Source organism: Acinetobacter lanii, assembly GCF_011578285.1.
GTDB lineage: Bacteria > Pseudomonadota > Gammaproteobacteria > Pseudomonadales > Moraxellaceae > Acinetobacter > Acinetobacter lanii.
The window spans coordinates 2551685-2578042 of record NZ_CP049916.1; the positions used below are offsets into that span (position 1 = coordinate 2551685).

The window sequence follows — 26358 nt, forward strand, 5'->3', positions numbered from 1 at the left end:
TGATAAAAAAAGCCCAAAAAATTTGGGCTTTTTTAGACTTTTTTGATCTTATTGAGGGATTTGGCTATAACGCATATATTTTAAGATCAGACGTTTGCGGTACTGTAGTTTTCGATCTTTGCGATGCTCTTGATAATACTTAGGATTGGGCAAGATCGCAGCCAAGAAAGCCGCTTGTTCACGTGACATATTTTTTGCACTGTGTCCAAAATAGTGTTGACTCGCCGCTTCCACCCCATAAATATTTTCACCAAATTCGACCGAGTTTAAATAGACTTCAAGAATACGCTGCTTTGACCACACCCGTTCCATCATCCACGTCGCAACCGCTTCTTGTCCTTTACGCACAAAAGAGCGTTTATTAAATAAGAATAAGTTTTTAGCCAATTGCTGAGAAATGGTCGAACCGCCCGCAACCACTTTACCTTTGTCTTTATTGCGCTCTAAAGCATGTTGCATGCCTTCCCAATCAAAGCCTTTATGCTGTAAAAATTTACCATCTTCAGCCGCCACAATCGCATGTTTAAAATAATTACTGATGTCATCATAATCACGCCATTGATGTTTGATCGGCTGTGAATCTGACCAATAATCCAAACGCATCATCATGGTGGTATCGACCGGATGCGTACGCCACCACACCAAACTTGAAAAAATCCAAAGCTGAACCAAAAGCACCAAACTGACAACCACCAACAGTGTGCGAACAATAAAAGCTTTCATGTCAGTTTTTTATCTCCGGAATATCATATTTTTCATGCTAAGCTTAGAATTAAGTGACTCAATTACAGTACAAAAAGAGCATGTCTGATCATTTCACACCTTCAGCAAAAAATAAATTAGAAATTCACTTGTGGTGGATCACTGCCTGTCTGATTGCGATCAATGTCGGTTTATTTGCATGGCAGGTGATGCAAGGCATGGACATTAGCCAGCCCAGTACGCTAGATGCCATTGGTTGGGGCGCTGATTATGCACCACTGAGCTATTTGTCTGAACCGTTTCGGCTGTTTAGCAGTATGTTTTTCCATTTTGGCTTGGTGCATTTGATGCTGAATATGTGGGCACTATATTTGTTCGGGCATATCGCCGAACAGTTGTTTGGTCGCCTATATTTTATCGGCTTATATTTGCTTGCAGGTTTGATGGGGAGTCTATTGAGTGGCTATATCAGCATTCAAGATACTTATGAACTGATTCAACTCGGTCAACCTGAAGCGAGTCTCTATCCGAGCGTGGGTGCAGGCGCATCAGGCGCTGTGATGGGCTTGGGTGCGGCATTAACCGTGTTGTCGCTGTTTCCTGCTTTGCCGCAGCAACGTTTTATTTTAGATAAAAAAACCTTGTTGATGGTGATGGGTATTAACTTGGTTATGGGCTTTACCATCAGTGGGATTAATAATGCTGCGCATATTGGTGGCATGCTGATGGGAGCGATTTTAGTGGTGATTTGGTATGCATCACAAAAGACCAGCAAGGCGTCAATCGGTTTAATCATGGGGCTGATGATCGGCACTGCGCTGTGTTATGGATTCTATCTTTACAATCTGCATTTGGTGGCAGAGATCGAACCGCTGTGGAAAGAATTGGCGCAGTGGGTTGGGGAAAATCAGCGCTAAACGCAATTGCCCATTGATCCACTTAGCCCCATCGGCTTTGTTGATGCCTGACATTCAAGGGCTTAGATGATTAAGCAAATCCATAGCTAAACTGCAAAGTGGACCGGCTTAGATCTAGCATTTATGCGTATTTAGGATCAGCGCTTAAAGGATTTGACTTTAAATAAGCGCGACTCCTCCCCTGCCTCAATCGAAAAATCTTTTGCTTATGCGTAGATCTAGGTTTCGATTTCCCCATCATTAAAGCCTGCCATACCACTGACTGAAAAGGTTATTGGTTTAATTCTCTCAAGCTTTGCAGTGGCGCAATATCTGACAGATAACTCAGTCTATAGCGTCCAATTAAGGCACAAAGCACTAACATCAGCAGCGGAAGAATCAACCAAATTTCAAAGTGCAATTGGGGTTCTAAATTCATTTTTTGACTGACAATGGCACTCATCACCTCAGCAAATAGACACGATACAATGCCTGCAATCAACCCAATCAAGCCAATTTCCAAACTCATCATATTTTTTAAGCGTGCTTTAGAACTGCCAAAAGAACGCAATAAAGCCACTTCTTTTTTGCGTTCATCCATCAAGAGATTGATACACGCCATTAACACCAAAAAGCCAGACAAGCTGACTAACAGCGCCAATACGGTAATGATTTGCACCAAGACATTGACCAGATTTTTCACCTCTTGCAACATCAGTGAAACATCAATAAACACGGTATTGGAAAACTGTTGAATCAAGGCCACCAACTGCGATTTTTGCTCAGGTGGCACATAGAAACTGCCCAAATAACTGCCGGCATTTTCATCCATGCTTTGGGGTGCAAAAATAAAGAAAAAGTTTGGACTAAAGCTCTCCCATTCGACCTGTCTTAAGTTGACCACTTTGGCCTGTAGTTCACCCTCAGGTAAGCTAAAGGTCAATTGATCACCCAATTGTATGCCCAAGCCTTTAGCCAATTTGGCTTCAACCGAAACTTCACCTGCTTGCGTCAAATTCGCACGCCCAGAAACAATCAGATTGTCTTTAGGGTATTGATTGGCTTGGGTCAGGTTCAACTCACGTTTTAAGGCATTGTTCGTTTTGACCAAAGCCGGATCAAAGGGCGTGCCATTGTGTGCAATCAACCGCCCTTTCACATTGGGATACAGCGGTGTGCTGTTCCAACCTTTGGCTTGAAGTTGTTGCTTAAACTGATCCACTTCAAACGGCGGTAGACCATACACAAATTGATTGGGTGTACCGGCAGGCAGTTGTTGTTGCCAGCGTTCTAATAAATCCGAACGTAACACGACCAACACTGTCATTAAACTGAGTCCCAACGCCAAAGCGGTAATTTGCAGTGCCGTCTGTGACGGTGTTCGAACATAACTCGACCAGCGATTTTTTAAAGCTTTTATGCTTTTGAGCAAGATCCAAACCATCACAAAAAGGACTGCGCTGAGCAAGAGCATTGCCCCCATCACCAGTGCACTCAGCATGATATTTGAAGTCAACACCAAGCTAAACACCACCAAACTGAGTGTGCCTGTCACAAACATTACCCACAGTGATCGCACTGATTTTTCTTGCTGACGAATCACTCTGATCGGCGGAGTATTGAGGAGTTGCGAAAGACTCGGTAATACAAAGCCCAACAGCACTATGGCACTGGTGAAAATCGCAACTGGCAAAGGTCCCCACAGCATTTCCCATAGGCTAAACTGCAACTCTAAATGGGGAATCAATTGCAACATCAATTGTAACAACCCATAGCCCAATGCCAATCCAACCCCACTGCCTAGCAGCATAGCAATGCCGATAATGATCAATAAAAGCAGTAAATAGGCTTTTAAAATCTGAGCTTTACCCGCCCCCATACAGCGCATAAGCGCAATGTGATCTTGGTTCTGCTGTACATAACGTTGACTACTCAAAGCAATGGCAATACCACACAGTAAAATGGTCAGAATATTGGCCAGTTGTAAGAAGGTATCAAGGTTTTGAATCGGTTTCATTAAGCGGGTATTGCCATCATCCGCTTTACGCAGTTTTAAACTGCTGGAACTTGCGGCATCATCGTCCGTTGTTTCACGCTGCAAATGCTGATGTTGACCCTCTCCTTGTGGCGTATGCGCTTTAAACTGTTGCTCAAATTTTTTCAGTTGATTTGGCTCACCGGCCAGCAATAAGCGATAGTCAATACGGCTACCGGTTTGAATCGCATGGGTACGTTCAATGTCCTGCTGTGAAATAATCACGGTAGGAGAAAATGCTGAAAATCCGAGTTCCTGATTGTTATCCTTTTCAATCACAGCGCTGACTTTAAAGCCTGCATCAGCAATATTTAAGGTATCTCCGATTTTGACTTGAAGCAGATCCATAGAACGTTGACTCAGCCACACTTGACCTGAACTAATTGACGCTTGGGTAGGCTGTACCTTCAACTCACCCCGCAGTGGAAAATCTGCATCGATGGCTTTGACATTGACCATGACAAAATTATCTTGGGTATGTGCCATAGAGCTAAACACAGTCACTTCAGATTGTTTTAGCTGCTCTGTTTTGGCTAAGTCTTTCCATTGCGCTGAAATTGGCACATTGTCGGTCAATACCAGATCTGCTGCTTGCATTTTGGCGGCTTGTAAAAATACTGCTTGCTGTATTTGCGCATTGCTAAACTTTAAAGCCGTGGTGGCGCTGATCGCTAAACTTAATGCGATGATCAGCAGATACACCCCTGAACTGGCAAAACTTTGTCGCAATAAAGGTTGAACTAAGCCCATCATACATTTTGCTCATGTTTGAGGTTTAGGGCTGCATGTTCAATCAGTTGCCCCTCTTTTAATTCAAAATGTCGCTGACATTGCTTTGCCAAAGCTGGATCGTGGGTCACCAGAACCAAGGTGGTGCCCAATTCACGATTCAATGCAAACAGCAATTGCTCAATTTCAGTCGCGGTATCACCATCTAAATTGCCTGTCGGCTCATCGGCAAATATAATTTTGGGGTCACTGACCAACGCGCGTGCAATGGCCACCCGTTGTTGCTCGCCCCCCGACAGCACTTTTGGGGTTTGATGAATTTGACGCTCTAACCCGACTTTTTTAAGCAATGCTTTGGCTTTTTCTTCCGCCTTGGCATAGTTAAATTTTGGATCTAAACGTAAGGGCAACATCACATTTTCAAGTGCGCTGAGTGCGGGTAAAAGCTGAAAGGATTGAAAGACAAAACCAATATATTTCAGACGAATCAATGCCCGTTGCTCTTCATTCAGCTCATGCACTGCTTCGCCATGTACAAAGAGTTTGCCTGATGAAGCCTGATCTAAAGTCGCCAAAATACCCAATAAAGTGGATTTGCCTGATCCTGAACGTCCGGTTATTGCCACCTGCTCACCGGCAAAAATCTCCAGATCTAAATCTTCAAATATGCTGAGACTTTTTTGCTTTAATGCAATCCGCTGTGACAGTTGCTGTGCAGAAATGATCGCTTGTGGCATGATGGATGAACGAGAATCAGACTGAACCATAGAACGCCTCTATGAAAACCATAAAAAGATTAAGTTTTAGAAAAATAAAGATTATTTTTTGTGCTTTTATATGTAGCATGATGTGGCTATGGCCTGCCACTGGTTTTGCAAAAACTATCCTGATTTTGGGCGATAGTCTAAGTGCTGGATATGGCATTAACCCTGAACAAGGTTGGGTCGCCTTACTGCAACGCAAACTCAATCAAGATTTTCCAAAGCAGCATAGCGTGATTAATGCCAGTGTTAGCGGTGAAACCAGCAGTGGTGCTTTGGCGCGTTTACCGAAACTGTTACAGACCCACCGACCGAATATCGTGGTGATTGAATTGGGCGGCAATGATGCCCTCCGTGGACAACCGCCAAAAATGATCCACAACAATCTCAATCAATTGATTCAGTTGAGCAAACAATCAGAAGCGACGGTGATTTTATTGGGGACGAAAATTCCACCCAATTATGGCACGGCCTATAGCAGCGCTTTTGAAAACAATTATAAAGTGCTCAGCCAACAGCATAAAATTAAGCTGTTGCCGTTCTTTATGCAGGGCATTGCAGGCAATAAAAATCTGATGCAAAAAGATTTGATTCATCCAAATGCCACGGCGCAAAAGCAATTACTCAACAATGCTTACCCCTATATAAAAGGCGCTCTATGAGCGCCTTTTTTGAGATATTCGATCAACAATAACCAAACCGATTAGAAATCGAGGAATGTCACTTCACCGGTTTCAAGTGAATATTCAGCACCGACAATTTTAAGTTGACCTTTGGCAATTAAACTTTCTAATACCGCAGAACCGTGACGCAGTTGGTTTACTGAAGCAAACACATTGGAACGCACTGCATGACCACAGAGTTTTTTCAAATCATGCTTTAACTCTGTTTGCATTAAAATTTCAACCGATGGACGGACTCGATTCACAATCGACATCAAATTCACCGATGGGGGTTGATCTGGATTGGCCAACGCTTCGATGGTCGATTCAATCGCGCCACAGTGGGTATGACCAAGTACAATCACTAAAGGACAATGAAAGCTTTCTGCTGCAAATTCAACACTTCCGACTTGTGAGGGTGCCACAATATTCCCCGCCACACGGATGACGAACAGATCGCCTAAGCCTTGGTCAAACACCATTTCCGCAGGGACACGTGAGTCTGAGCAACCCAACACAATCGCAAAAGGCTCTTGGGTCTGTGCCATCTCAGCACGTTCTTGGTGAGTCAATTGTCGCTGGTGATTGGTTTGACCCTGTACAAAACGTAAATTTCCTGTTTTTAAACGTTCTAAAGCTTCTTCTGCAGTAAGCATGTTCAATTCCTTGGGCCGATTAACTGAAATGATTCTAATACCGAGAATTTTTAAAGTCACTGACTAAACTGATCGCGCAACACATATTTTATGAATTGATCCGTAATAGATTGATCTCAACTGTACAGGCTGTCTTGTTTAATTCATCAACGGTTTGGCTTTTATTTTCAGCGCCATCTACATAGAGATGTGTTTAATCGGTTTCATGCGATTGGCAGAAACTTCAAAAACTACCCAATCTCAGCAAATGTTATACAGATAAAATTCAACAATACTGCATGCTATTCAAACAAAAACAATTGAATTGGAACAACTTGCATGCCGTTGATCAAATCGCTGCGTTCTTTTACTTCCCTGCCATGGGCTTTGATATTAACAAGCCTGAGTTGCTTGCATTTTAGTCATGCTGCAACACCTACTGAATATGTGAATTACCAAAAAGTTCAGCTCGAAGAACGCGCTTGGGCTGGTTTACACACCAACTCTGTGCGTATTGGCGACATCGTTTGGAGCTATAGCGAAGGCGGAGCTAAAAATAAACCGACCATTGTGTTGATTCATGGCATTGGGGGAAATAAAGACACGTGGAATGATGTCGCTCGTGAACTGACTCAACATTACCATGTGATTATTCCAGATTTACCGGGCAGTGGTTCTACCCAAGTTTCAAAAAATTTCGATCTCAGTTTAAATCACTTAAATGAACAACTGCGCCGTTTTATCGAAACTTTAAATATTCAGAACAACTTAAATATTGCAGGACATTCAGTGGGCGGTTCTGTAGCGCTGATGTATGCGTCTAAATACAACTTTGACACCCAAAGTGTGTTTTTGATTAGCAGCGGTGGATTATTTAAAAACAATCAAACCTCGTATTTGAACAATCCGATTTACCTTAAACAGCTCTTGGTGACCAAACCTGGCGATCTCGATTTTGTCTTAAAAAAAGTCATGTATCGTCCCCCTTTCGTTCCCTCCATTATCAAAAAACAACAGGAACAGCTATTGATTGAGAAATCTTTAGAAACTTCACAACTGATTACCCAACTGACTGAGCTGAACAAAGAATTTAATATAAATAGCTATGCTGCAATGCTCAAAAATATTGAAGCACCGACCCTGATTTTATGGGGTAAGCAGGATCAAATTGTCAATGTCGAAGTGGCACAAGAACTAAAATCCAATATCAAACGGGCGCAAGACCCCATTATTTTAAACAATGTCGGGCATGTACCGATTTTAGAAGCGCCAGAAAAAGTAGCCCAAAGCTATTTAGCGTTCTTAAATACAGTACAATTACAGCAAAATATGACGTCCAAACCCAATGGACTTTAGAGATGATTTTTCATGAGCCAACATCCCCTTATTGAGCAACTGATTGAAGCGCAACTGGCATTTTTAGACCAAGAATTTGCTCAGCCTGACACTGTGCAGAACGAATTTTTAAGTTTCTATCATTGGTTTCGCAAGCAACCGCTCGAAAAGCTTTGGAGCTTTCCCCAAGTCAATGATTTGCTTCAAAAACAAATTTTAGCCACGCCTGCGAGCGAATTTTTGCTTGAGCAAATCGCCGATCATATTCGTTTGGCTTTGGCGCATTCGGTGAATGACACAACCAAAATTGAAGATATCATTCCGGTGGCGACCATTGATAAGATTGCGCAATATGTGGCAAGTAAAAGTGGGCATCGTCAGGCACTGATCCATCGTATTGTGAATAATCCTGCGTTCTCAACCACGCTAACGCAATTGATTCATCACTCGATTCAAGACTATATCGATAACTCAGTGATGAATAAACGAGTTCCCGGCGTGGGACGTTTTATGAAAATGGGTAAATCGGTGCTGGAAAGCGTCACCGACTCCAATTTAGATGACACCGTTAAGCATTACCTACAAAAAAATATTATTAAAATTAGTCAACTCAGTGAACAAGTCATTAATCATCAGTTTGATGACAACAAGCTTTATCATTTTCAAGCCAACCTGTGGCACAAAATTAAGCAAGTGCCTCTTTCAAGTTTGCGCAAATATATTGAAGTGTCTGACCTGCCAAAAACCGTGGGTATGGGACATGAGATTTGGGATCATATTCGTCAAACCGACTATCTCAAACAACAACTCCATGATGGGGTGTATGCTTGGTATATTCGCAACGCTGAACGTCATTTTGATTCCATTTTAAACGACATCAATATTGATGAACGTTTGATTCAAAATGAATTACAGAATTTATTACTGCCTGTGATTCAACAGATGATTTCATCTGAGCATTTGAGACAACGTGCTCGAGTTTATTTAGAGAAATTTTATTACTCAGAGAAGACGTTGAGTATTTTGAACTTAAACCAAGCTTAAAAATGAAAAAGCCGCTTGATGCGGCTTTTTTTTATGGTTCAATCACAGTGGCACATTCTGCGAAGACTCGCCAATTAAGCTGTTGTTCCTGCATCCACTGATTCATCTTGCTCACCACGATGTGATCTATTTGGGTTGTCGTAGGATGTATATACCCTGCCCACATTAACAGCATCATAATTTCCCCGAATTGAGATAGCGTAATGTGCAGCTTTAAATGATTAAATAAGGCTTTAACACTCAAAGGTGTATCTGCCAATGCGCTGAGAATTTTCTCGCAAATCTCAATCACATCATTGATCATACCGATTTTAGGGTCATGAGCTAAAGACTGCCCTACAGGTGCCTTGGGCATCAGCCTAAATTGTACGTTTTGAAACCCTGTGTCTGGCTCAGGCTTGGTTCTATTTTTAATATATAAATCTTGTCTTTGTAAGGTATAACGTGCAATGTCTTTCGCCGTTTCTTGTAAAGTCACCAGTGGCAATTGATCAATGACTTTTTTTAATGCCGGTGGCAAAGAGAGACTGTCCATATTTTCAATGATCCCGGCACCTGCTGTATAAGCCATTTGAATTGAGCCGAATCGACGAATCATATCGGCCGAATGTTGTGGTTGCCAATGTTGCGACAAAAAATCATGGGCTATATAGCTGGGTTTATCTTGAGCAAGTGCAGATAAATCTTGTTTTAAACTGGGCACTTTTTGAAATAAGCCCACATCGTGTTGAGCGAGTTGCCTTGCAAAATGTAATGTTTGAACAGCTTTAGTATTAGAATCGCCTTGTAAATTACGGGCCATTTCTACCATTAATTTTTGAATAGAACTGAAATGTGTCGCCCCGGGATGACTCATGTAACTGCAATAAAAAATTCCACCTGGCTTAAGCAGTTGATCTACTATATCTGTAATACTTTGCTGGTATTGATCGTTAATCCAAGACCAAACCCCATGCGTCACAATAAAGTCAAAACTTTCTAAATCGAGATCCAAAATCTCATCAAAACTTGCCTGTATGAATTCAATATTCGAGATGTCTGTTCTCTCTATCCCTTCTTGAGCCACCAAAAGTTGCTGAGGATTAAAATCCACACCAACGAAATGTCCGTTTGGATGCGCCGCCGCGGTTAGGTGCAAATGAATTCCCATGGCACAACCTAACTCTAAATAGCGAAAGGGTCGATCAATATTCGGAGCATGAAATCCTTGCTGTTGAACAATGACAGTCATCCAAAGTGGCATCGCTTGTTTATGCACAAAAGTTGGATATGGCACATCAACAACATAGCCATCCTTCAATTGATTCATTCTTCCCCCTGCATCTATTATTACTCATAAACCATCAGCCTAATATTTGGGCTGATGGTTGAGCGAATTAAAAACGTGTTGTAAATCCACCATAGTAAACGGCAGGATTGCTGGTGCCATAATCACTGCCCGTATCAACTTTAACACCTGCGATATTTTGAACCCCTGCACGTAGCGTTAAGTATTTATTCACGTTATACGTCGCCCCAAGATCTGCGGTCATATATGCTTTGGCAAAAGTGGGTTCTTTCGGTGTTGTGGTCACGTTACCATTACTTAACGCATAATCTACATCACCAATTTCAACACTTTGTTTACCCAAATATTGCGCCTTAGCAAATAAGCTCAGCTTATCTGTTGGTTCCCAAAATAAAGACAGATTAGAGGTAATTTCAGGGGTTTCTAAGAGTGTTGCACCTGTGACCTTATTCTTTGACTCCAACATATACGTGGTATTACCCGTCATACGAACCGTATCTGTCAGCTTGGCTTTATAATTCACCTCGATGCCACTGGTACGTGCTTTATCGACATTCCTTTGCGTGGTGTACCAGACATTGGTAATGGGATTCTGACCCAAGTAACTGTTCTGCATGAGGTCATTGATGTCACTCAGGAAGTAGGTCACATCGAGTCCAGAGCCATCCTGCTCATAGCCAAAACTAAGTTCATAGTTGGTTGAGGTTTCAGGTTTTAAGTCAGGATTACCCAACATTTGACAGCCGCCACCTGGGTAACCAACAACAATAAGCGAGTTACACCCCATTCCCATAGAACCTGTACTCGATGTGCCACTACGTTCACGTAGATTTGGCGCACGGAAGCTACGAGAGACACCGCCTTTTAAGGTCCATTCATCTGCAGGATGGTAGACCAAATAACCCCGAGGCGAGAAGTTTAGATCAAAGTCTTCATAGTTATCTAAACGGCCACCTAAGGTTAAAATCAGATTGTCTTTGAGGTAAATTTGGTCTTCAGCAAACACAGACCATGAGTAGGTATCTGGTTCTAAATCATTGTTCGTTAATTTATTGTCTTCAACATCGCTATCTAAATTACCAATATTAGACGCATTGGAGACTTGTTCGTATTTATATTGTGCACCCACCGTCAGATCATTACGTCTGCCCCACACCTGACGCTCTTGAGACGCTTTCAAATCCAACACGGTTTCCTGTGCTTTGGTTTCCACCTTGTCATCATTGATAAAACTGTCGTCATTGTTTTGAATCTGGTTATGGTAAAGATCAATATTGGTTTTTAACCCATTTTTAAAGCGTCCTTCATGCCCAATCCCGACCCCATAACGTTCCATCTCATAGCCGAATTGTTCCCCTGCACCTTCAAGTGTTTCCGATTCATCATTGCCCCATGATGCATCTAAATTAAAGGTATGTGCATCAGTGGGTGACCACGTTAAACGCCCATTCACGGTATCTGCCGTTGAACCTGATGTTCCTCCTTCAGGATCAGAATCTGCCGCACGATCGGTACGATTGATCCCTAAACGGAAGCCTATGGTGTCCGATACAGGCCCAGCCAATGTCGCACCAAAATTTTTGGTGTCTCCGCGTTGACTGGTATCAGGTTTGCTGTAATTCACCGTGGCTGTCCCGGTCAAATGGTTGGGTACTTTTTTAGTGATGATATTGATCACACCACCCACCGCTTCAGAACCGTAAAGTGTTGACATAGAACCACGAATCACTTCGATCCGTTCGATCATGTCAGGAGAAATCCAATTTAAATCTTGATCGACTTTATCTGGACGATGTCCCAATAAAGATTGATTGCCGATACGCTTACCATCAACCAAAATCAACGTGTATTTGTCTGGCATGCCACGAAAGGTAATTTTAGACCCCGCCCCAGCATTGGAATATCCGCCTGTCACACCCGGCAAATCACTCAACACTTCAGCCAAACTGTTAAAGGGCTGACGCTGGATATCTTCACTTGTGATAACACTAATGGAAGCAGGCGCATCTTTGACATTGACCTCGGTTCCACTCGCTGAAACAACAATCGTCTCAAGTTCAGTGACCTGACTCTCTTCTTGTTCAATTGTTTGTGCTTGAGTACTGAGACCTAAACTACTGAGTACTGCCATAGTCAAAGTTGACTGAATCCATTTGTTTTTCATATCGTTACTTCCAAAAAAATTAAGGAGAGATCTAGAATTTTTCGTAGCGTATTGTAACAATGAAAAATATTAATGCAATCAATTTTAATAATCATTATCATTTACATATTTTAATAAGCAAAAAAATAGCCTCCATATTGGAGGCTATTTGGTATTTCGAAGGCTTAAATTACTTGAAATAAGCACCTTCAGATTGACTGTGATCGGTTTCATCGACCACATGTGCAAGCTCTGGAATATGCTGTTGTAAAGTTGTTTGTACACCCTGCTTCAAAGTAATATCGATTGAAGAACAGCCTTGGCAACCGCCACCGAATTTAAGCACAGCAGTTAAACCATGCTCTTCATCATTTTTAACTTCAACCAATGCACAATTACCGCCATGCCCTTCTAGACCTGGGTTAATCTCGGTTTGAAGTACATAGGTAATACGCTCTTCAATAGACGCATCAGGTCCGACACGTGGCACTTTTGAATTGGGTGCACGGAAAGTCAATTGACCACCAAAACGGTCTTTATTGTAATCAATTACGGCATCGAGCAAATAAGGGATCGATGGTGCATCGATATATGCGGCAAAATTCGGATAATCTTGTTTGTAATCTGTAGGTACAACTTCTTCAGGAGCACTGTACGCCATACAACATTCAGCACGTGGTGTCCCTGCATTTTCCACAAAAACACGCACAGCAATACCCGGAGTATTTTGTTTAGCAAGTAAATCAAAAAGATACTCTTGAGCAGTTGGTGTAATGAGTAAATTTGGAATTTCTTCAGCAACTGCAGTGCTGGTGTTCTCAGTCGACATAACAATATTTCCTCAAGCTGAAGCGTCTATTTTAACTGAAGATCGGGGGTAATATTAAAAAATCAACTAAAATTGTCGGAATTATTATTAAATTAATATGCAATAGGCATTGAAATGGCATTATGATCAAACAATAGATAAAAATTGAACGAATTCTTTATGCTACATTTACCTTTTAATCATACTGTTACCCTGATCATTATTACGGTGATCATCTCCCTGATTGCATTTTCCAATCAAAAAGTCATGGATCGTCTGATTTTTTGGCCCCCTGCGGTTCAAAAATCACAATACGACCGCTTTATCAGTCATGGCTTTATTCATGCTGACGGCACACATTTGTTGTTTAACATGATCACACTGTTTTTCTTTGGCAGTGTGATTGAAAGTTTTTATCGCCAATATTTATTCGATTTGGGCTTTGTGCTGTTTTATTTGGGTGCCTTAATCGTTGCGATTTTGCCGAGCTATCTCAAACACAAAAATGATTCGCATTGGGCCAGTCTAGGCGCTTCAGGTGCAGTGTCTGCGGTGCTGTTTGCTTATATTTTATTTGAACCGTGGAAACTGATTTTTGTGTTCTTTATTCCCGTTCCTGCGATTATTTTTGCGGTGCTGTATGTCGGCTATAGCGTCTGGTCTGGCAAAAAAGGCAACAGTAATATTAACCATAGTGCACATCTATGGGGTGCAGCATACGGGGTGATCATGACCATTATTTTAGAACCGCGTGTGCTTCAGCACTTCCTAAGTAAGTTATCGCAACTGCCTTTTTAACTGCTTTGCGCTTTAAAATACAATACTGACTAAATGTGATTAATTATCAATTGATAATTATTTTCATTTAAGAGTTTATTTGTTAAGCTATGCTCCATTAAATTTCACAAAGAAAATCAATGGAGTCGCACCAAAATGAACAAAAAGGCATTATTACTCAGCGTGATGTTATCCATGCTGGGTTTCAGTGGCGCAGCTTTCAGCCAAAGTTTTAGTTTAAATACTGGTAAAGAAAGCATTCAACTGAAACACCCCCCGAAAAATATCGCGGTCTATGATTTATCTGTTTTAGACACGTTAAATGCCTTAAACGTGCCTGCCAAAATTGTCCCTCAAACCACCTTTCAAGGTCACTTGGCCAACTACAATGCGGAACAATTTGTCAAAGCGGGCACTTTGTTCGAGCCTGATTTAGCGAAACTGAAAGAACTCAAACCGGATTTAATTTTTGTCGGGGGTCGTTCTGCCAAGAAACTCGCAAGCTTGCAACCGATTGCACCCACCGTTCTGTTGTCAGCAGATACCAGTCACTATATGGCTGATTTAACCCAGCGCACGCAAAGTTTGGCAAAAGCCTTCGATCGTGAAAAAATTGCGCAACAAAAACTCGATGAAATCAAAAAACTTCAAGCTAAATTAAAAGCAAAAACCCAAGGCAAATCTGCAATTATGTTCTTTGCCGTCAGCGATAACTTTATGCCACAAGCTGAAAATGATCGTTTTGGCTTTATCTATGAGCTTACTGGCTTTAAATCTGTACTACCGCTTGCTGAAAAATCTGATGCCCCACGCCCAGAAGCGGGTTCAGCTGAAGCGATTAAAGCTGCCAATCTAACGGCTGAAAAGCTTAAAACTGCCGTACAACAACAACCGGATTATCTGATTGTATTAGACCGTGGTGCAGTCAATACCCAAAAATATGCGTCTAAAGACAATATTTTAAAACATGAAATTTTGTCTAAAACCGATGCGGTGAAAAATCAAAAGGTCATTTATGTCAATGCGGATGCTTGGTACTTAACCGGTGCTGGCTTGGACAATACCATTTTCATGCTTAAAGAGCTGATTGCTGCGATCTAAATTCATCGCACTCAATGTTTAAAAAAAGGATGCGCTATGCATCCTTTTCTTATCCATCATTTTTAATCATGCACTAACGATAACACTGCTGATCGCGACTGTTTAGACAATTTAACGGTCATCAAATGGTTTGATTTTTACGCCTAGCAAGCTGATGGATTCATAGGCTTATTCAAATATATCGATACAATTATGGTAGTTAATGTCACCCTCCAAACTGATTTGGCATAGATAATGTATACATCTGTATATTAATAGCCAATCACGCTGAGAGTTTTTGCATGTCCAATCCTTTAGATGGTTTACACTTCCCTATTCAAGCATCAAATCAAAAACCAAGTAGTTCTAAAACAGGACAAGCGATTCTCTCTGAAGCCTTGTCATTGGTCGATCATCAAGCCTCTCAAGCGGTACTATCAGAAAAAAACTGGCGTAAGCAGTATCCTAAATATTTTAAGGCTTTGGTTGAGCATGGCATTCAAAATCAGGCGCATCCACTGACCATTGCACAATCTGGTTTAGACAAAGCCCATCATACTTTTGAATTTTATCGTGAAGGTCAAAAGTATGCGCTCAAAGATATTATGCATTTACCTAGTCAAGTTTTGCATACAGTAAAACTCAAAGGTGAAAGCTCAGCTCATCCAGAATGGTACATTCCTTATAAGGGGCAGCAGCTCAAAGGTGAAGCGCTACTGGCTCAAATTCAAACTTGGCAAGATGCCGGGATTATTGAACCTAGCCATGCCGATGCTTTACGTTTGGCACATGCGCATCCTGAATGGTTTGATTTGTCTGACCGGACTATGGTGTTGTTTGGCGCAGCTTCAGAAGCCGGTCCACTGACATGGTTATCTAAATGGAAAGCCAATATTGTGGCGGTAGATTTACCCAATACGCGTGTATGGGAGAAAATCTTAAACACGGTCAAAGACGGTAATGCCACACTCTATGCACCAAGTGTTGAAGCCTTAGATGACACTACTCCAATTGAAATTTTAAAAGACAAACTCGGGGCAAATCTACTGACTCAAACGCCTGAAATTGCGCATTGGCTCGTTCAAAATGAGCATGATCTAGATTTGGCTGCGATTGCCTATTTAGACGGTGAAAAGCATGTTCGTGTGTCGATGGCGATGGACAGCATTATGCAATATGTCAGCACACATAAAAGCAATACCAGCCTGATGTATATGTGCACCCCAACGGACGTTTATGCCGTGCCAAGTGAAGTAGTGAATGCATCAAAAGATAAGTTTCAGCAGCGTTCTAAGTCTGCTCAACTCCTCTCTAAAGGTATTTCTCTGGCCACCCAAGACCAGTTTTTCCAAAAGAATTTGCATGATGTGATTACATCAGACAATGGTAAGCAGTATGGGATTGCAGACTGTTTGGTGGTCGAACAAGGTCCAAATTACGCTTTAGCAAAACGTCTACAACAATGGCGTGCAACGCTTGCCCGTGCCAATGGTCAACAGGTGAGTATTAATATTGCACCATCAACAACGACCCATTCGGTGGTCAAGAATCCTCTACTCAAAGCGGCCTTTAACGGTGCAGGTATTTTTGATGTGGAAGCCTTTGAGCCATCGACCACCAATGCGATTATGGCGGCACTTTGGGTGCATGATTTACGTAACCCGAAGTCGATTGCCAACCCTGAAGTGACAATGGATCATCCGCTTGAACTGATGATGGAAGGTGCCAATCACGGCGGTTTATGGCGGGTAGCTTATCTGGCCCGTACCGCTTTACCTTTTGCAGCCCTCTATGGTTTTGCTGAAGAAAAACTGCCTGTGAAGAAAGTACTCAGCTTATTTAAAAAATAAGTGATTACACAAAATTAAAGTATAAAAAACGCTGCCATGGCAGCGTTTTTTATTTAAAGATCTTGCTTCAAATCACTTACAGAATTTGGATAAACAACCAGAACAAACCACCTGATAAACAGATCGTCACCGGTAAAGTGAAGATCCAAGCAGACAGGATGCTTTTCACCATTTTAAAGTTTAGACCTGATTTATTCGCTACCATGGTCCCTGCAACCGCAGAGTTCAATACGTGAGTGGTCGATACCGGCATACCAAACCCATCTGCCGCAGCAATGGTCGACATCGCGACAAGTTCAGCTGACATGCCTTGACCGTAAGTCATATGGTCTTTACCAATACGCTCACCCACAGTCACCACAATACGCTTCCAACCCACCATTGTCCCTAGACCGAGTGCCAATGCCACAGCCACTTTCACCCAAGTAGGGATGTACTGTAGGAATGAATCCAAGTTTTTACGATAAGTCTTTACAGAGGCTTCCCCTGCTTCAGACATCGCAGGCAATGCTTCAGATTTTTCTAAACGTTTAAATGCAGTAGTACTTAAGTACATGTCATTACGGAATTCAGACACTTGCGCTTCTGGAATGTCTTTAAGGTCGTGATAATTTCCAACACGCTCACCCAAATGATCGGTCAAACTCGCCAAAGCAGGCACCACTTGTGGGTTCAATTCTTTGGTTTGAATGTACTTGGTGATCACATCACGTGCTTGCGCATCTGAAATATCATCATGCTGTGCATACATGGCAGTCGCTGTTTGCGCCGACAATGCTTTAAACGATTGGATATGTTCATGGTCCAAATTCTTATTTAAAGAATACGCCAATGGCATGATTCCGATCAGAATCAGCATAATCAATCCCATGCCTTTTTGACCATCATTTGAACCATGTGCAAAGCTCACACCGGTACAGGTAAAGATCAAAATGGCACGAATCAGCGGTGGTGGTGGTTTGTTGCCTTCAGGTGGACGGAACAGCTCAAGTTGTTTCTTGAACACTTTCTTCACCAACAAAAACACCAAACCCGCAAACACAAAGCCGATTAAAGGCGAGAACAACAACGCCTTACCGACTTTAAGCACTTGCTCCATATCGACACCACTTGCACCACCTTTATTCATCAGGTAGTTCATGATGCCCACACCCAAAATCGAACCGATTAGCGTGTGTGAACTCGATGCTGGAATCCCCAAGAACCACGTGCCCAAGTTCCATAAAATGGCAGAAATGAGCATGGCAAACACCATGGCAAAGCCTGCACCTGAGCCGACATTCATAATCAACTCAACTGGAAGCAATGCAATAATGCCGTATGCCACAGCACCACTAGCAACCATCACCCCTAAGAAATTACAAAAGCCTGCCCACATCACTGCCACAGGTGCAGACAATGCATTGGTATAGATCACCGTTGCCACAGCATTGGCTGTGTCATGGAAACCATTGACAAATTCAAAGCCCAAAGCGATGAACAGTGCCGTACCCAGCAAGATGAGTGAATATAAACTTAAAGGGGGAACGTGAGCTAAATCTGCAGAAACCTGAAAACCAATATAGATAAGTGTAGAAATAATAAGCGTCAAAAACACCGGCATAAAAAATTTCGGTGTAGGTACGTGAACATTCGAAGATGTTTCAGTCGTCGCTTGTGCTGAATCTGAAATAGGAGCTTGATTAGAATTCATGCAGACAGAGAAAGAGGATGAGAATATCCCCTTATTGTTCAATTAAATTGTGACAATTATATGACAAGAAGCCGTGTTATAAAGCAACTAATCTGGCTTTATGCCTTAATAAAGCACAGCAGTGTCATTAATATGTTTTATATTTTTATATTTTTCATAAGCTTAAACTCCATTTTCACATATCAATTTTAGTTAAAATTTAGATCAATTTTTGTAATAAAAGTTGAAAAGTATTACAAAAAAACGTGACTCAATCGCACTTTATGACATCTTGAATATGAAATATGACAATCCAATGACCATTTGAATTTTGATACATTTTAGCTCATTTTTTATCAGCTTTGCTGTAAATACTGTGGCTGTATTTTTTGCATTTTTCACATTTGCTTATCAAATTTTCATATCTTGCTTATGTATCATTCTGAAGAACCTTGGCAAAAAAAAGTCATTAATTCTGCTAATATTACTTACGTTTTAATTCCTGCTGAGAAAGTTTGAATGTCCACATTGAACACCCTGAGAGAGCTTCTCTCCCAACGTATCCTGATCATTGATGGTGCGATGGGTACCATGATCCAACGTCACAAATTAGAAGAAGCGGATTATCGTGGTGAGCGTTTCGCAGACTGGGCATCTGACCTTAAAGGCAATAACGACCTCTTGGTATTGACGCAACCACAGATTATTCAAGGCATTCATGAAGCTTACCTCGATGCCGGTGCTGACATTATTGAAACCAACAGCTTTAACGGTACCCGTGTTTCGATGTCGGATTACCACATGGAAGATTTGGTTACGGAAATCAACCGTGAAGCAGCACGTATTGCCAAAGCAGCCTGTGAAAAATATTCAACCCCTGAAAAACCACGTTTTGTGGCAGGTGTGCTTGGGCCAACGTCTCGTACCTGTTCGATTTCACCAAATGTGAATGACCCCGCTTTTCGTAACATTAGCTTTGATGAACTCAAAGAAAACTATATTGAAGCTGCGCATGCCCTGATTGAAGGCGGTGCAGATATTCTCCTGATCGAAACGGTTTTCGATACCTTGAACTGTAAAGCGGCGATTTTTGCAGTCAAGCAAGTGTTTAACGAAATCGGCTATGAATTACCGCTGATGATTTCAGGCACCATTACCGATGCTTCAGGTCGTACTTTAACTGGTCAAACCGCTGAAGCATTCTGGAACTCAGTGCGTCACGGTGACCTACTCTCAATTGGCTTTAACTGTGCCTTGGGTGCAGATGCCATGCGTCCACACGTCAAAACCGTGTCTGATGTTGCCAATACGTTTGTGTCAGCGCATCCAAATGCCGGATTACCGAATGCCTTTGGTGGTTATGATGAAACGCCTGAACAAACCGCAGCATTCTTAAAAGAGTTTGCTGAAAGTGGTTTGATCAATATCACCGGTGGTTGTTGTGGTACCACCCCAGATCATATTCGCGCGATTTACAATGCGGTTAAAGACATTAAACCGCGTCAAATTCCAGAGATTGCCCCTGCCTGTCGTTTAAGTGGTTTAGAACCGTTTAACATTACCCAAGATTCATTATTTGTGAATGTCGGTGAACGGACTAACGTCACTGGTTCTAAAAAGTTCTTACGCCTGATTCGTGAAGAAAACTTTGCTGAAGCACTTGAAGTGGCGCAGCAACAGGTTGAAGCCGGTGCGCAGATCATCGACATCAACATGGATGAAGGCATGCTCGATTCACAAGGGGCAATGGTGCACTTTTTGAATCTTGTTGCGTCTGAGCCTGATATTTCTCGTGTACCGATCATGATTGACTCTTCAAAATGGGAAATCATTGAAGCAGGCTTGAAATGTGTCCAAGGTAAAGCGGTCGTCAACTCGATTTCTCTCAAAGAGGGTTATGACGAGTTTGTTGAACGTGCCCGTTTATGTCGTCAGTACGGCGCTGCAATCATTGTGATGGCGTTTGATGAAGATGGTCAGGCAGACACAGCAGCACGTAAGCGTGAAATCTGTAAGCGTTCTTATGACATTTTGGTCAATGAAGTGGGCTTCCCTGCTGAAGATATTATTTTTGACCCGAACGTGTTTGCGATTGCAACGGGGATTGAAGAACACAACAACTATGCGGTGGATTTCATTGAAGCCACTGGTTGGATTAAACAAAACCTACCGCATGCGATGATTTCAGGCGGTGTGTCAAATGTGTCGTTCTCGTTCCGTGGTAATGAACCGGTACGTGAAGCGATTCACTCGGTGTTCTTGTACCATGCGATTCAGCAAGGGATGACCATGGGGATTGTCAACGCCGGTCAAATGGCGATTTATGATGATATTCCTGCGGAACTAAAAGCTGCCGTTGAAGATGTGGTGCTGAACCAAAACCAAGGCGAATCCGGTCAAGATGCGACTGAAAAACTGCTTGAAGTGGCCGAACAATACCGAGGTCAAAGCGGTGCGCAAAAAGCCGTCGAAAACTTAGAATGGCGCAATGAGTCAGTCGAAAAACGTCTTGAATATGCTTTGGTCAAAGGCATTACCACTTTTATTGATGAAGACACTGAAGAAGCGCGTTTAAAATCGAAACGTCCACTAGATGTGATTGAAGGTCCTTTAATGGACGGCATGAATGTGGTCGGTGACTTGTTCGGTTCAGGCAAAATGTTCTTACCGCAAGTGGTGAAATCTGCCCGAGTAATGAAACAAGCGGTGGCTTGGCTCAACCCGTACATCGAAGCTGAAAAAACTGCAGGTCAGTCTAAGGGTAAAATCTTGATGGCAACGGTGAAAGGCGACGTGCACGACATTGGTAAAAACATTGTCGGTGTGGTGCTGGGCTGTAACGGCTATGACATCGTTGACCTTGGCGTGATGGTGCCTGCTGAGAAAATCTTGCAAACTGCGATTGATGAGAAAGTCGATATCATTGGTTTGTCGGGTTTGATTACTCCTTCATTGGATGAAATGGTGTTTGTTGCCAAAGAAATGCAACGTAAAGGCTTTAACATTCCACTGATGATTGGCGGTGCAACCACCTCTAAAGCGCATACCGCAGTGAAGATTGATCCGCAATATTCAAATGATGCGGTGATTTATGTCGCCGATGCGTCTCGTGCTGTGGGTGTAGCAACCACTCTTCTTTCGCCTGAGATGAAGCCGAAGTTTATCGAAGATACCCGTGCGGAATATGAAAAAGTACGTACCCGTGTTGCCAACAAACAACCGAAAGCGGCGAAGTTGTCTTATGCTGAATCGGTTGAAAATGGTAAGCAGATTGATTTCAGTGCCAATGCGCCTACTGTACCCAATCTGTTGGGTCGTGAAGTCCTGACCCATTACCCACTTGAAACCTTAGTGCCGTATTTCGACTGGACACCATTCTTTATTTCTTGGAGTTTGGCGGGCAAATTCCCTGCGATTCTAAAAGATCATGTGGTGGGTGAAGCTGCAACGGATTTGTATAATCAAGCGCAAGCAATGTTAAAAGACATTATTGACAACAAACGCTTCGATGCCCGTGCGGTATTTGGTATCTCACCTGCTAACCGTGTCGGTGCAGATACCATTGCTGTTTATAGTGATACTTCTCGTTCAACTGTAACGCATACCTTTGAACATGTTCGTCAGCAGTCTGACAAAATTACCGGTAAAGCCAATTTGTCTTTGGCTGACTTTGTGGCGAAGCCTGAACAAGCAGAAGACTTCTTGGGCGGTTTCACTGTATCGATCTTTGGTGCAGAAGAAATGGCGAATGAGTTTAAAGCCAAAGGTGATGACTATTCTGCGATTTTGGTGCAGTCTTTGGGTGACCGTTTTGCTGAAGCCTTTGCCGAGCATTTGCATGAACGTATTCGTAAAGAATTCTGGGGCTACCAAGCCGATGAACAGTTGTCGAATGAGGAATTGATTAAAGAGAAGTATGTTGGTATTCGTCCTGCACCGGGCTATCCTGCATGTCCTGAGCATTCTGAAAAAGCGACATTGTTTAGTTGGTTGGATTCGACCAATCAGATTGGCACGCAGTTGACCTCAAGTTTTGCAATGTGGCCACCATCAAGTGTCAGCGGTTTCTATTACAGCAACCCTGAGTCTGAATACTTTAACGTGGGTAAAATCGCGCAAGATCAGCTTGAGGATTATGCGAAACGTAAAGGTTGGACATTGGATGAGGCGAAACGTTGGTTAGCGCCGAATTTGGATGATTCGATTTCTTAAGAATCACCTAGTTTTGATAAGAAAAATCCCCTCGATTGAGGGGATTTTTATTTTTGAATCCTCCTAAATCCCCCTAAATCCCCCTTTAACAAAGGGGGACTTTCTCGTATCAAATGAATTACGTGACAGCTCCTCCCTTTTTTAAAGGGAGGTTGGGAGGGATTAAATTGCTATAAATAAAATGAATATTTAAAATGCTTAAATCTATAAAATTTAAGATTGAAAAATGGCAATAATAAAAAGTTTAGATTTAGGAAGCCTAGAAAGTATCTGTAAAATTTTAGGTGAAACTAATAATGGGCTTTCTGGGACAGAAATTACCAAGTATCTAGTTGAATGTAATATCAAAGATCTTCAATTAAATTCAACAAAATGGAAGCGCTTATATGATGCTCTATACTCTAAACAAACTGAAGATCGCTGTTCCAATAATGTCTTAAATTTTATTAGATATGTTATACGTCCTTCACGACACATCCATAGAAAAGAATGGTTTGAAAATATACGCAATGAACTGAATTATGTTTTATCATTTGAAGGTTTATCACTAACTGAAAGTGGCGAACTCAAGCAAGCAGACAAAGTTCAGACCTTTGATGAAGCTGAAGCAAGAGCACAAAATTTAAGAAAAGCATTATTGGATAGAAAAATACACCCCGATGTCTTAGCATTATGTAAAGCAGAATTGCTTGTAGATAACTACTTTCATGCAGTATTCGAAGCAACTAAAAGTATTGCTGAAAAAATTAGATTAAAAACTAAATTAACAAGTGATGGAGCTGAATTAGTTGATCAAGCCTTTAGTTATAAAGCTAAAATTCCTTATCTAGCATTAAATAGACTTACTACTGAAAGCGAAGAAAGCGAAGAAAGCGAACAGAAAGGCTTCATGAATTTACTTAAAGGTGTATTTGGAACTTTCCGCAATACTACTCCACATGTTCCAAAAATTAAATGGAATATCGAAGAACAAGATGCTCTTGACACATTATCAATGATTTCATTAATACATCAATACATCGAAAGCTAGATAAAGCAGAAGAAGCCCGCAAAATTCACGAAGGGAATTGATAATCCCTCCTTACCTTCCTTTAAAAAAGGGTGAAACTATGTGAATCCACAACCACAATAAAATTCGCGGAAAGTAGTCTCCCTTTATCAAAGGGGGACTTAGGGGGATTCCTGAAGACAAAACCGATGAATCACTTCCACCACATCACCAATTTGTCCCATCACCTGCCCATTATCAAATCTCAATACGTTTAAACCTAACTGAGCCAAAGCTTCATCTCGAATCCGATCTGCTTCTAAACCTTCTTCAGTAAAGTGCTGACCACCATCACACTCAATCACTAAATTGGCAGCAGGACAGTAAAAATCCACAATGTAATTCAAAATTGGTTTTTGTCGATAAAACTGCAAACCCAATATTTGCTTATTACGCAGTCTTGACCATAACAGCTTTTCAGCATCGGTCATATTGTTGCGTAAATCACGTGAAGCTTGTTTTAAGTTTTTATTGTAAGGTTTCATTCTTTATTCTACTAATTTATTTTTTAATCCCTCCTAACCTCCCTTTAAGAAAGGGAGGAACGTCTCGAATCCCAAACTGCCATCAAATTCGCGTGAAGTCCCCCTTTGCAAAAGGGGGACTTAGGGAGGTTCTTTATGAAAATTTATTTTGTATTCAAATCTACAATACCCACAACTTTTTAAAGAATCAAAAACGTTTTGAAGTTTCTATTCTCTATTAGAAAAAATTTAGCCAAAGACCAAAAACCCCACCTTATCAATTTTTCTACTCATTCTTAGACTAAATGACGATATAATACCGGTTGACTCAGTATTCTCCCAAATTACCCGTGTTGGTGTTTCCATGAAAAAACTAATGAACGATGCTGAAAACATCGTAGTCGAAATGTGCAAAGGCTTTGTACTGGCACATCCAGAGTTGGCGTTTAACCCATCTTATAAAATCATTTCACGTAAACAAAAACACCAAAACGTAGCCCTCATCAGTGGTGGTGGTAGCGGTCACGAACCTGCTCATGCAGGCTTTGTCGGTACAGGTATGCTCGATGCTGCTGTATGTGGCGACGTGTTTGCTTCACCATCACAAATCCAAGTCTATAAAGCGCTTAAACAAGTGGCGACAGACAAAGGCGTGTTGATGATCATTAAAAACTATTCTGGCGATATGATGAATTTCCAGAATGGTGCAGCGCTTGCAACCGATGATGGCATTCAAGTGGACTATGTCAAAGTCGCAGATGACATTGCCGTTAAAGACAGCCTTTATACTGTGGGTCGTCGTGGTGTTGCAGGTACTGTATTTGTACACAAGATTGCCGGTGCAGCAGCGACTCAAGGTCTAGACTTAGCTCGCGTTAAAGCAGTTGCACAAAAAGCCGCAGACAATGTGATTAGCCTTGGTTTTGCTTATACTTCATGTACCGTTCCTGCGAAGGGTACGCCTACATTTACATTGGCAGATAACGAAATGGAATACGGCGTGGGTATCCACGGCGAACCAGGTATCCGTCGCGAAAAAATCTTGCCATCAAAAGAATTGGCTCAGCGCATCATCGATGACTTGTTCCTTGACCGTCCAGACATGAAAGAAGTGGCTGTATTGGTCAATGGTTTTGGTACAACCCCTCTTCAAGAGCTGTATGTGTTTAACCATGATGTCTGCCAACATCTTGCAGCCAAAGGCATCAAAATTTACCGTACTTTCGTCGGTAACTACATGACCAGTATCGACATGAACGGTGCATCGGTATCGTTATTGGCATTGGATGATGAACTGAAAACGTTCTTAGATGCAGAAGCCAATACCCCTGCCTTTAAAATGGATGGTTCAGCGGCTCTACCCTTAGAACTTACGGCACAAAATGCGCAAGCTGAACAAGGCGTAATGACCGATGTGGAAACACGTGCTGAACATGCACACATCGCCAACGAACAGTTCACCATTGAAAATATGCGTTATGCGGTCGATGTGATGTCTGCGTGCATTATTCGTAATGAAGTCCCATTCTGTGATCTTGACGCACATGCAGGTGACGGCGACTTCGGTATGAGCGTGGCAAAAGGCTTTAAACAGCTTAAACGCCAATGGCAAGAATTGGTTCAAGCAGAAAGCATGGATGAGTTTTTACTTAATTCTTCTATGATCATTATGGAACACTGTGGCGGGGCTTCAGGTCCAATCTGGGGTTCAGCGTTCCGTGCAGCAAGCAAAGCGATCAAAGGTAAACATACTTTAAGCGTGGCAGATTTTGCAGAGATGCTTCAAGCTGCGGTGAAAGGCATTCAAGTGACGGGTGAACGTTCATTTGGTCGTGGTGCTGTGGTCGGTGATAAAACCCTGATCGATGCGCTTGTACCATGTGCAGATTCTTGGTCTGCCAACACCGACAAGAGCTTTAAAGAAAACTTTGCTTTAGGTGCAAAAGCTGCAGTTCAGGGTGCGGAGTCAACCAAAGACATTGTGGCACGTATGGGTCGTGCAGGTACAGTGGGTGATCGTAGCTTAGGCTATCCAGATGCAGGTGCGCACGGTTTAGGTGTGATCTTCACTGATCTGTCAGAACACATCAAATAAGCTGTATTTGAGGTTTAGATTTTAAAATCAAAAGCATCGAATCCGTTCGGTGCTTTTTTATGCTCAACAATTTTGAATGTCTGATCAGGTCTCACGCTTTCCCGCAGATAGATGCTCATTTC

20 protein-coding genes are annotated in these 26358 nt (G+C 42.0%); 11 read left to right on the plus strand and 9 right to left on the minus strand.

Going from position 1 to position 26358, the window contains the following annotated elements:
- Positions 1-48 precede the first annotated feature (48 nt).
- Entirely contained in the window at positions 49-723 is a 675-nt protein-coding gene (gene mtgA, locus G8D99_RS11530) for a monofunctional biosynthetic peptidoglycan transglycosylase (protein WP_166326031.1), read from the minus strand.
- Between the two features lie 80 nt (positions 724-803).
- Here mtgA and G8D99_RS11535 point away from each other — a divergent pair, with 80 nt between their 5' ends.
- Positions 804-1619: a rhomboid family intramembrane serine protease gene (locus G8D99_RS11535; RefSeq protein ID WP_166326034.1), complete on the plus strand. Its 816-nt coding sequence runs from the start codon at positions 804-806 to the stop codon at positions 1617-1619.
- Between the two features lie 271 nt (positions 1620-1890).
- Here the strand turns inward: G8D99_RS11535 and G8D99_RS11540 are convergent, their stop codons facing one another.
- Together G8D99_RS11540 and G8D99_RS11545 are read right to left on the minus strand one after the other, a co-directional pair.
- Entirely contained in the window at positions 1891-4386 is a 2496-nt protein-coding gene (locus G8D99_RS11540) for an ABC transporter permease (RefSeq protein ID WP_166326037.1), read from the minus strand.
- On the minus strand, positions 4383-5129 hold the full coding sequence (locus tag G8D99_RS11545) for an ABC transporter ATP-binding protein (protein ID WP_166326040.1): 747 nt from the start codon (positions 5127-5129) through the stop codon (positions 4383-4385). The genes G8D99_RS11540 and G8D99_RS11545 overlap by 4 nt, the downstream gene beginning before the upstream one ends.
- A gap of 77 nt (positions 5130-5206) precedes the next feature.
- Between G8D99_RS11545 and G8D99_RS11550 the strand changes: the two genes are divergently transcribed.
- On the plus strand, positions 5207-5785 hold the full coding sequence (locus tag G8D99_RS11550; protein ID WP_227554320.1) for an arylesterase: 579 nt from the start codon (positions 5207-5209) through the stop codon (positions 5783-5785).
- A 41-nt stretch (positions 5786-5826) separates the two neighbouring features.
- On the opposite strand, the gene G8D99_RS11555 is transcribed toward G8D99_RS11550, so the two are convergent.
- The gene (locus tag G8D99_RS11555) at positions 5827-6441 is read right to left on the minus strand and encodes a carbonic anhydrase (protein ID WP_166326046.1); all 615 of its coding nucleotides are present in this window, start codon (positions 6439-6441) and stop codon (positions 5827-5829) included.
- Positions 6442-6719: 278 nt separating this feature from the next.
- On the opposite strand from G8D99_RS11555, the gene G8D99_RS15815 reads away from it, so the two are divergent.
- The 3 genes from G8D99_RS15815 to G8D99_RS11565 are packed head-to-tail and all read left to right on the plus strand — an operon-like array spanning position 6720 to position 8799.
- A complete protein-coding gene (locus G8D99_RS15815; RefSeq protein ID WP_264820984.1) occupies positions 6720-6842 on the plus strand; it encodes a hypothetical protein in 123 nt (40 codons plus the stop codon).
- Complete coding sequence (locus tag G8D99_RS11560) at positions 6832-7776, plus strand: alpha/beta fold hydrolase (RefSeq protein WP_227554321.1); 945 nt, start codon at positions 6832-6834, stop codon at positions 7774-7776. Before G8D99_RS15815 ends, G8D99_RS11560 begins: the two co-directional genes overlap by 11 nt.
- A 12-nt stretch (positions 7777-7788) precedes the next feature.
- Complete coding sequence (locus G8D99_RS11565) at positions 7789-8799, plus strand: hypothetical protein (protein ID WP_166326052.1); 1011 nt, start codon at positions 7789-7791, stop codon at positions 8797-8799.
- A 31-nt stretch (positions 8800-8830) separates the two neighbouring features.
- Here the strand turns inward: G8D99_RS11565 and G8D99_RS11570 are convergent, their stop codons facing one another.
- The 3 genes from G8D99_RS11570 to nfuA form a co-directional block, all read right to left on the minus strand.
- A complete protein-coding gene (locus G8D99_RS11570) occupies positions 8831-10108 on the minus strand; it encodes a class I SAM-dependent methyltransferase (protein ID WP_166326055.1) in 1278 nt (425 codons plus the stop codon).
- 67 nt (positions 10109-10175) lie between these two features.
- Positions 10176-12251: a TonB-dependent receptor plug domain-containing protein gene (locus G8D99_RS11575; protein WP_166326058.1), complete on the minus strand. Its 2076-nt coding sequence runs from the start codon at positions 12249-12251 to the stop codon at positions 10176-10178.
- A gap of 169 nt (positions 12252-12420) precedes the next feature.
- Complete coding sequence (gene nfuA, locus G8D99_RS11580) at positions 12421-13059, minus strand: Fe-S biogenesis protein NfuA (RefSeq protein ID WP_166326061.1); 639 nt, start codon at positions 13057-13059, stop codon at positions 12421-12423.
- 159 nt (positions 13060-13218) lie between these two features.
- Here nfuA and G8D99_RS11585 point away from each other — a divergent pair, with 159 nt between their 5' ends.
- From G8D99_RS11585 to G8D99_RS11595, 3 genes are all read left to right on the plus strand, one after another.
- Positions 13219-13836: a rhomboid family intramembrane serine protease gene (locus tag G8D99_RS11585; protein ID WP_166326064.1), complete on the plus strand. Its 618-nt coding sequence runs from the start codon at positions 13219-13221 to the stop codon at positions 13834-13836.
- Positions 13837-13971: 135 nt separating this feature from the next.
- The gene (locus G8D99_RS11590; protein WP_227554322.1) at positions 13972-14916 is read left to right on the plus strand and encodes an ABC transporter substrate-binding protein; all 945 of its coding nucleotides are present in this window, start codon (positions 13972-13974) and stop codon (positions 14914-14916) included.
- A gap of 281 nt (positions 14917-15197) precedes the next feature.
- Positions 15198-16745 carry a hypothetical protein gene (locus G8D99_RS11595; protein WP_166326067.1) on the plus strand — a complete coding sequence of 516 codons (1548 nt, stop codon included), beginning with the start codon at positions 15198-15200 and terminating at the stop codon, positions 16743-16745.
- Positions 16746-16821: 76 nt separating this feature from the next.
- On the opposite strand, the gene G8D99_RS11600 is transcribed toward G8D99_RS11595, so the two are convergent.
- Complete coding sequence (locus tag G8D99_RS11600) at positions 16822-18438, minus strand: inorganic phosphate transporter (RefSeq protein WP_166326070.1); 1617 nt, start codon at positions 18436-18438, stop codon at positions 16822-16824.
- Positions 18439-18936: 498 nt separating this feature from the next.
- Here G8D99_RS11600 and metH point away from each other — a divergent pair, with 498 nt between their 5' ends.
- Complete coding sequence (metH, locus tag G8D99_RS11605) at positions 18937-22629, plus strand: methionine synthase (protein WP_166326073.1); 3693 nt, start codon at positions 18937-18939, stop codon at positions 22627-22629.
- Between the two features lie 226 nt (positions 22630-22855).
- Positions 22856-23659: a TIGR02391 family protein gene (locus tag G8D99_RS11610; RefSeq protein ID WP_166326076.1), complete on the plus strand. Its 804-nt coding sequence runs from the start codon at positions 22856-22858 to the stop codon at positions 23657-23659.
- Positions 23660-23799: 140 nt separating this feature from the next.
- Here the strand turns inward: G8D99_RS11610 and G8D99_RS11615 are convergent, their stop codons facing one another.
- Positions 23800-24162: an endonuclease domain-containing protein gene (locus tag G8D99_RS11615; protein WP_166326079.1), complete on the minus strand. Its 363-nt coding sequence runs from the start codon at positions 24160-24162 to the stop codon at positions 23800-23802.
- 343 nt (positions 24163-24505) lie between these two features.
- On the opposite strand from G8D99_RS11615, the gene dhaK reads away from it, so the two are divergent.
- Positions 24506-26236, plus strand: a complete 1731-nt coding sequence (gene dhaK, locus G8D99_RS11620) for a dihydroxyacetone kinase subunit DhaK (RefSeq protein WP_166326082.1) — start codon at positions 24506-24508, stop codon at positions 26234-26236.
- Positions 26237-26358: the final 122 nt, after the last annotated feature.

What these genes read in the sequence shown, in the direction of transcription:
- mtgA (WP_166326031.1), bottom strand. Translation starts at nt 723, where the DNA reads ATGAAAGCTTTTATTGTTCGCACACTGTTGGTGGTTGTCAGTTTGGTG.
- G8D99_RS11535 (WP_166326034.1), top strand. Translation starts at nt 804, where the DNA reads ATGTCTGATCATTTCACACCTTCAGCAAAAAATAAATTAGAAATTCAC.
- G8D99_RS11540 (WP_166326037.1), bottom strand. Translation starts at nt 4,386, where the DNA reads ATGATGGGCTTAGTTCAACCTTTATTGCGACAAAGTTTTGCCAGTTCA.
- G8D99_RS11545 (WP_166326040.1), bottom strand. Translation starts at nt 5,129, where the DNA reads ATGGTTCAGTCTGATTCTCGTTCATCCATCATGCCACAAGCGATCATT.
- G8D99_RS11550 (WP_227554320.1), top strand. Translation starts at nt 5,207, where the DNA reads ATGATGTGGCTATGGCCTGCCACTGGTTTTGCAAAAACTATCCTGATT.
- G8D99_RS11555 (WP_166326046.1), bottom strand. Translation starts at nt 6,441, where the DNA reads ATGCTTACTGCAGAAGAAGCTTTAGAACGTTTAAAAACAGGAAATTTA.
- G8D99_RS15815 (WP_264820984.1), top strand. Translation starts at nt 6,720, where the DNA reads ATGCTATTCAAACAAAAACAATTGAATTGGAACAACTTGCATGCCGTT.
- G8D99_RS11565 (WP_166326052.1), top strand. Translation starts at nt 7,789, where the DNA reads ATGAGCCAACATCCCCTTATTGAGCAACTGATTGAAGCGCAACTGGCA.
- G8D99_RS11570 (WP_166326055.1), bottom strand. Translation starts at nt 10,108, where the DNA reads ATGAATCAATTGAAGGATGGCTATGTTGTTGATGTGCCATATCCAACT.
- G8D99_RS11575 (WP_166326058.1), bottom strand. Translation starts at nt 12,251, where the DNA reads ATGAAAAACAAATGGATTCAGTCAACTTTGACTATGGCAGTACTCAGT.
- nfuA (WP_166326061.1), bottom strand. Translation starts at nt 13,059, where the DNA reads ATGTCGACTGAGAACACCAGCACTGCAGTTGCTGAAGAAATTCCAAAT.
- G8D99_RS11585 (WP_166326064.1), top strand. Translation starts at nt 13,219, where the DNA reads ATGCTACATTTACCTTTTAATCATACTGTTACCCTGATCATTATTACG.
- G8D99_RS11590 (WP_227554322.1), top strand. Translation starts at nt 13,972, where the DNA reads ATGAACAAAAAGGCATTATTACTCAGCGTGATGTTATCCATGCTGGGT.
- G8D99_RS11595 (WP_166326067.1), top strand. Translation starts at nt 15,198, where the DNA reads ATGTCCAATCCTTTAGATGGTTTACACTTCCCTATTCAAGCATCAAAT.
- G8D99_RS11600 (WP_166326070.1), bottom strand. Translation starts at nt 18,438, where the DNA reads ATGAATTCTAATCAAGCTCCTATTTCAGATTCAGCACAAGCGACGACT.
- metH (WP_166326073.1), top strand. Translation starts at nt 18,937, where the DNA reads ATGTCCACATTGAACACCCTGAGAGAGCTTCTCTCCCAACGTATCCTG.
- G8D99_RS11610 (WP_166326076.1), top strand. Translation starts at nt 22,856, where the DNA reads ATGGCAATAATAAAAAGTTTAGATTTAGGAAGCCTAGAAAGTATCTGT.
- G8D99_RS11615 (WP_166326079.1), bottom strand. Translation starts at nt 24,162, where the DNA reads ATGAAACCTTACAATAAAAACTTAAAACAAGCTTCACGTGATTTACGC.
- dhaK (WP_166326082.1), top strand. Translation starts at nt 24,506, where the DNA reads ATGAAAAAACTAATGAACGATGCTGAAAACATCGTAGTCGAAATGTGC.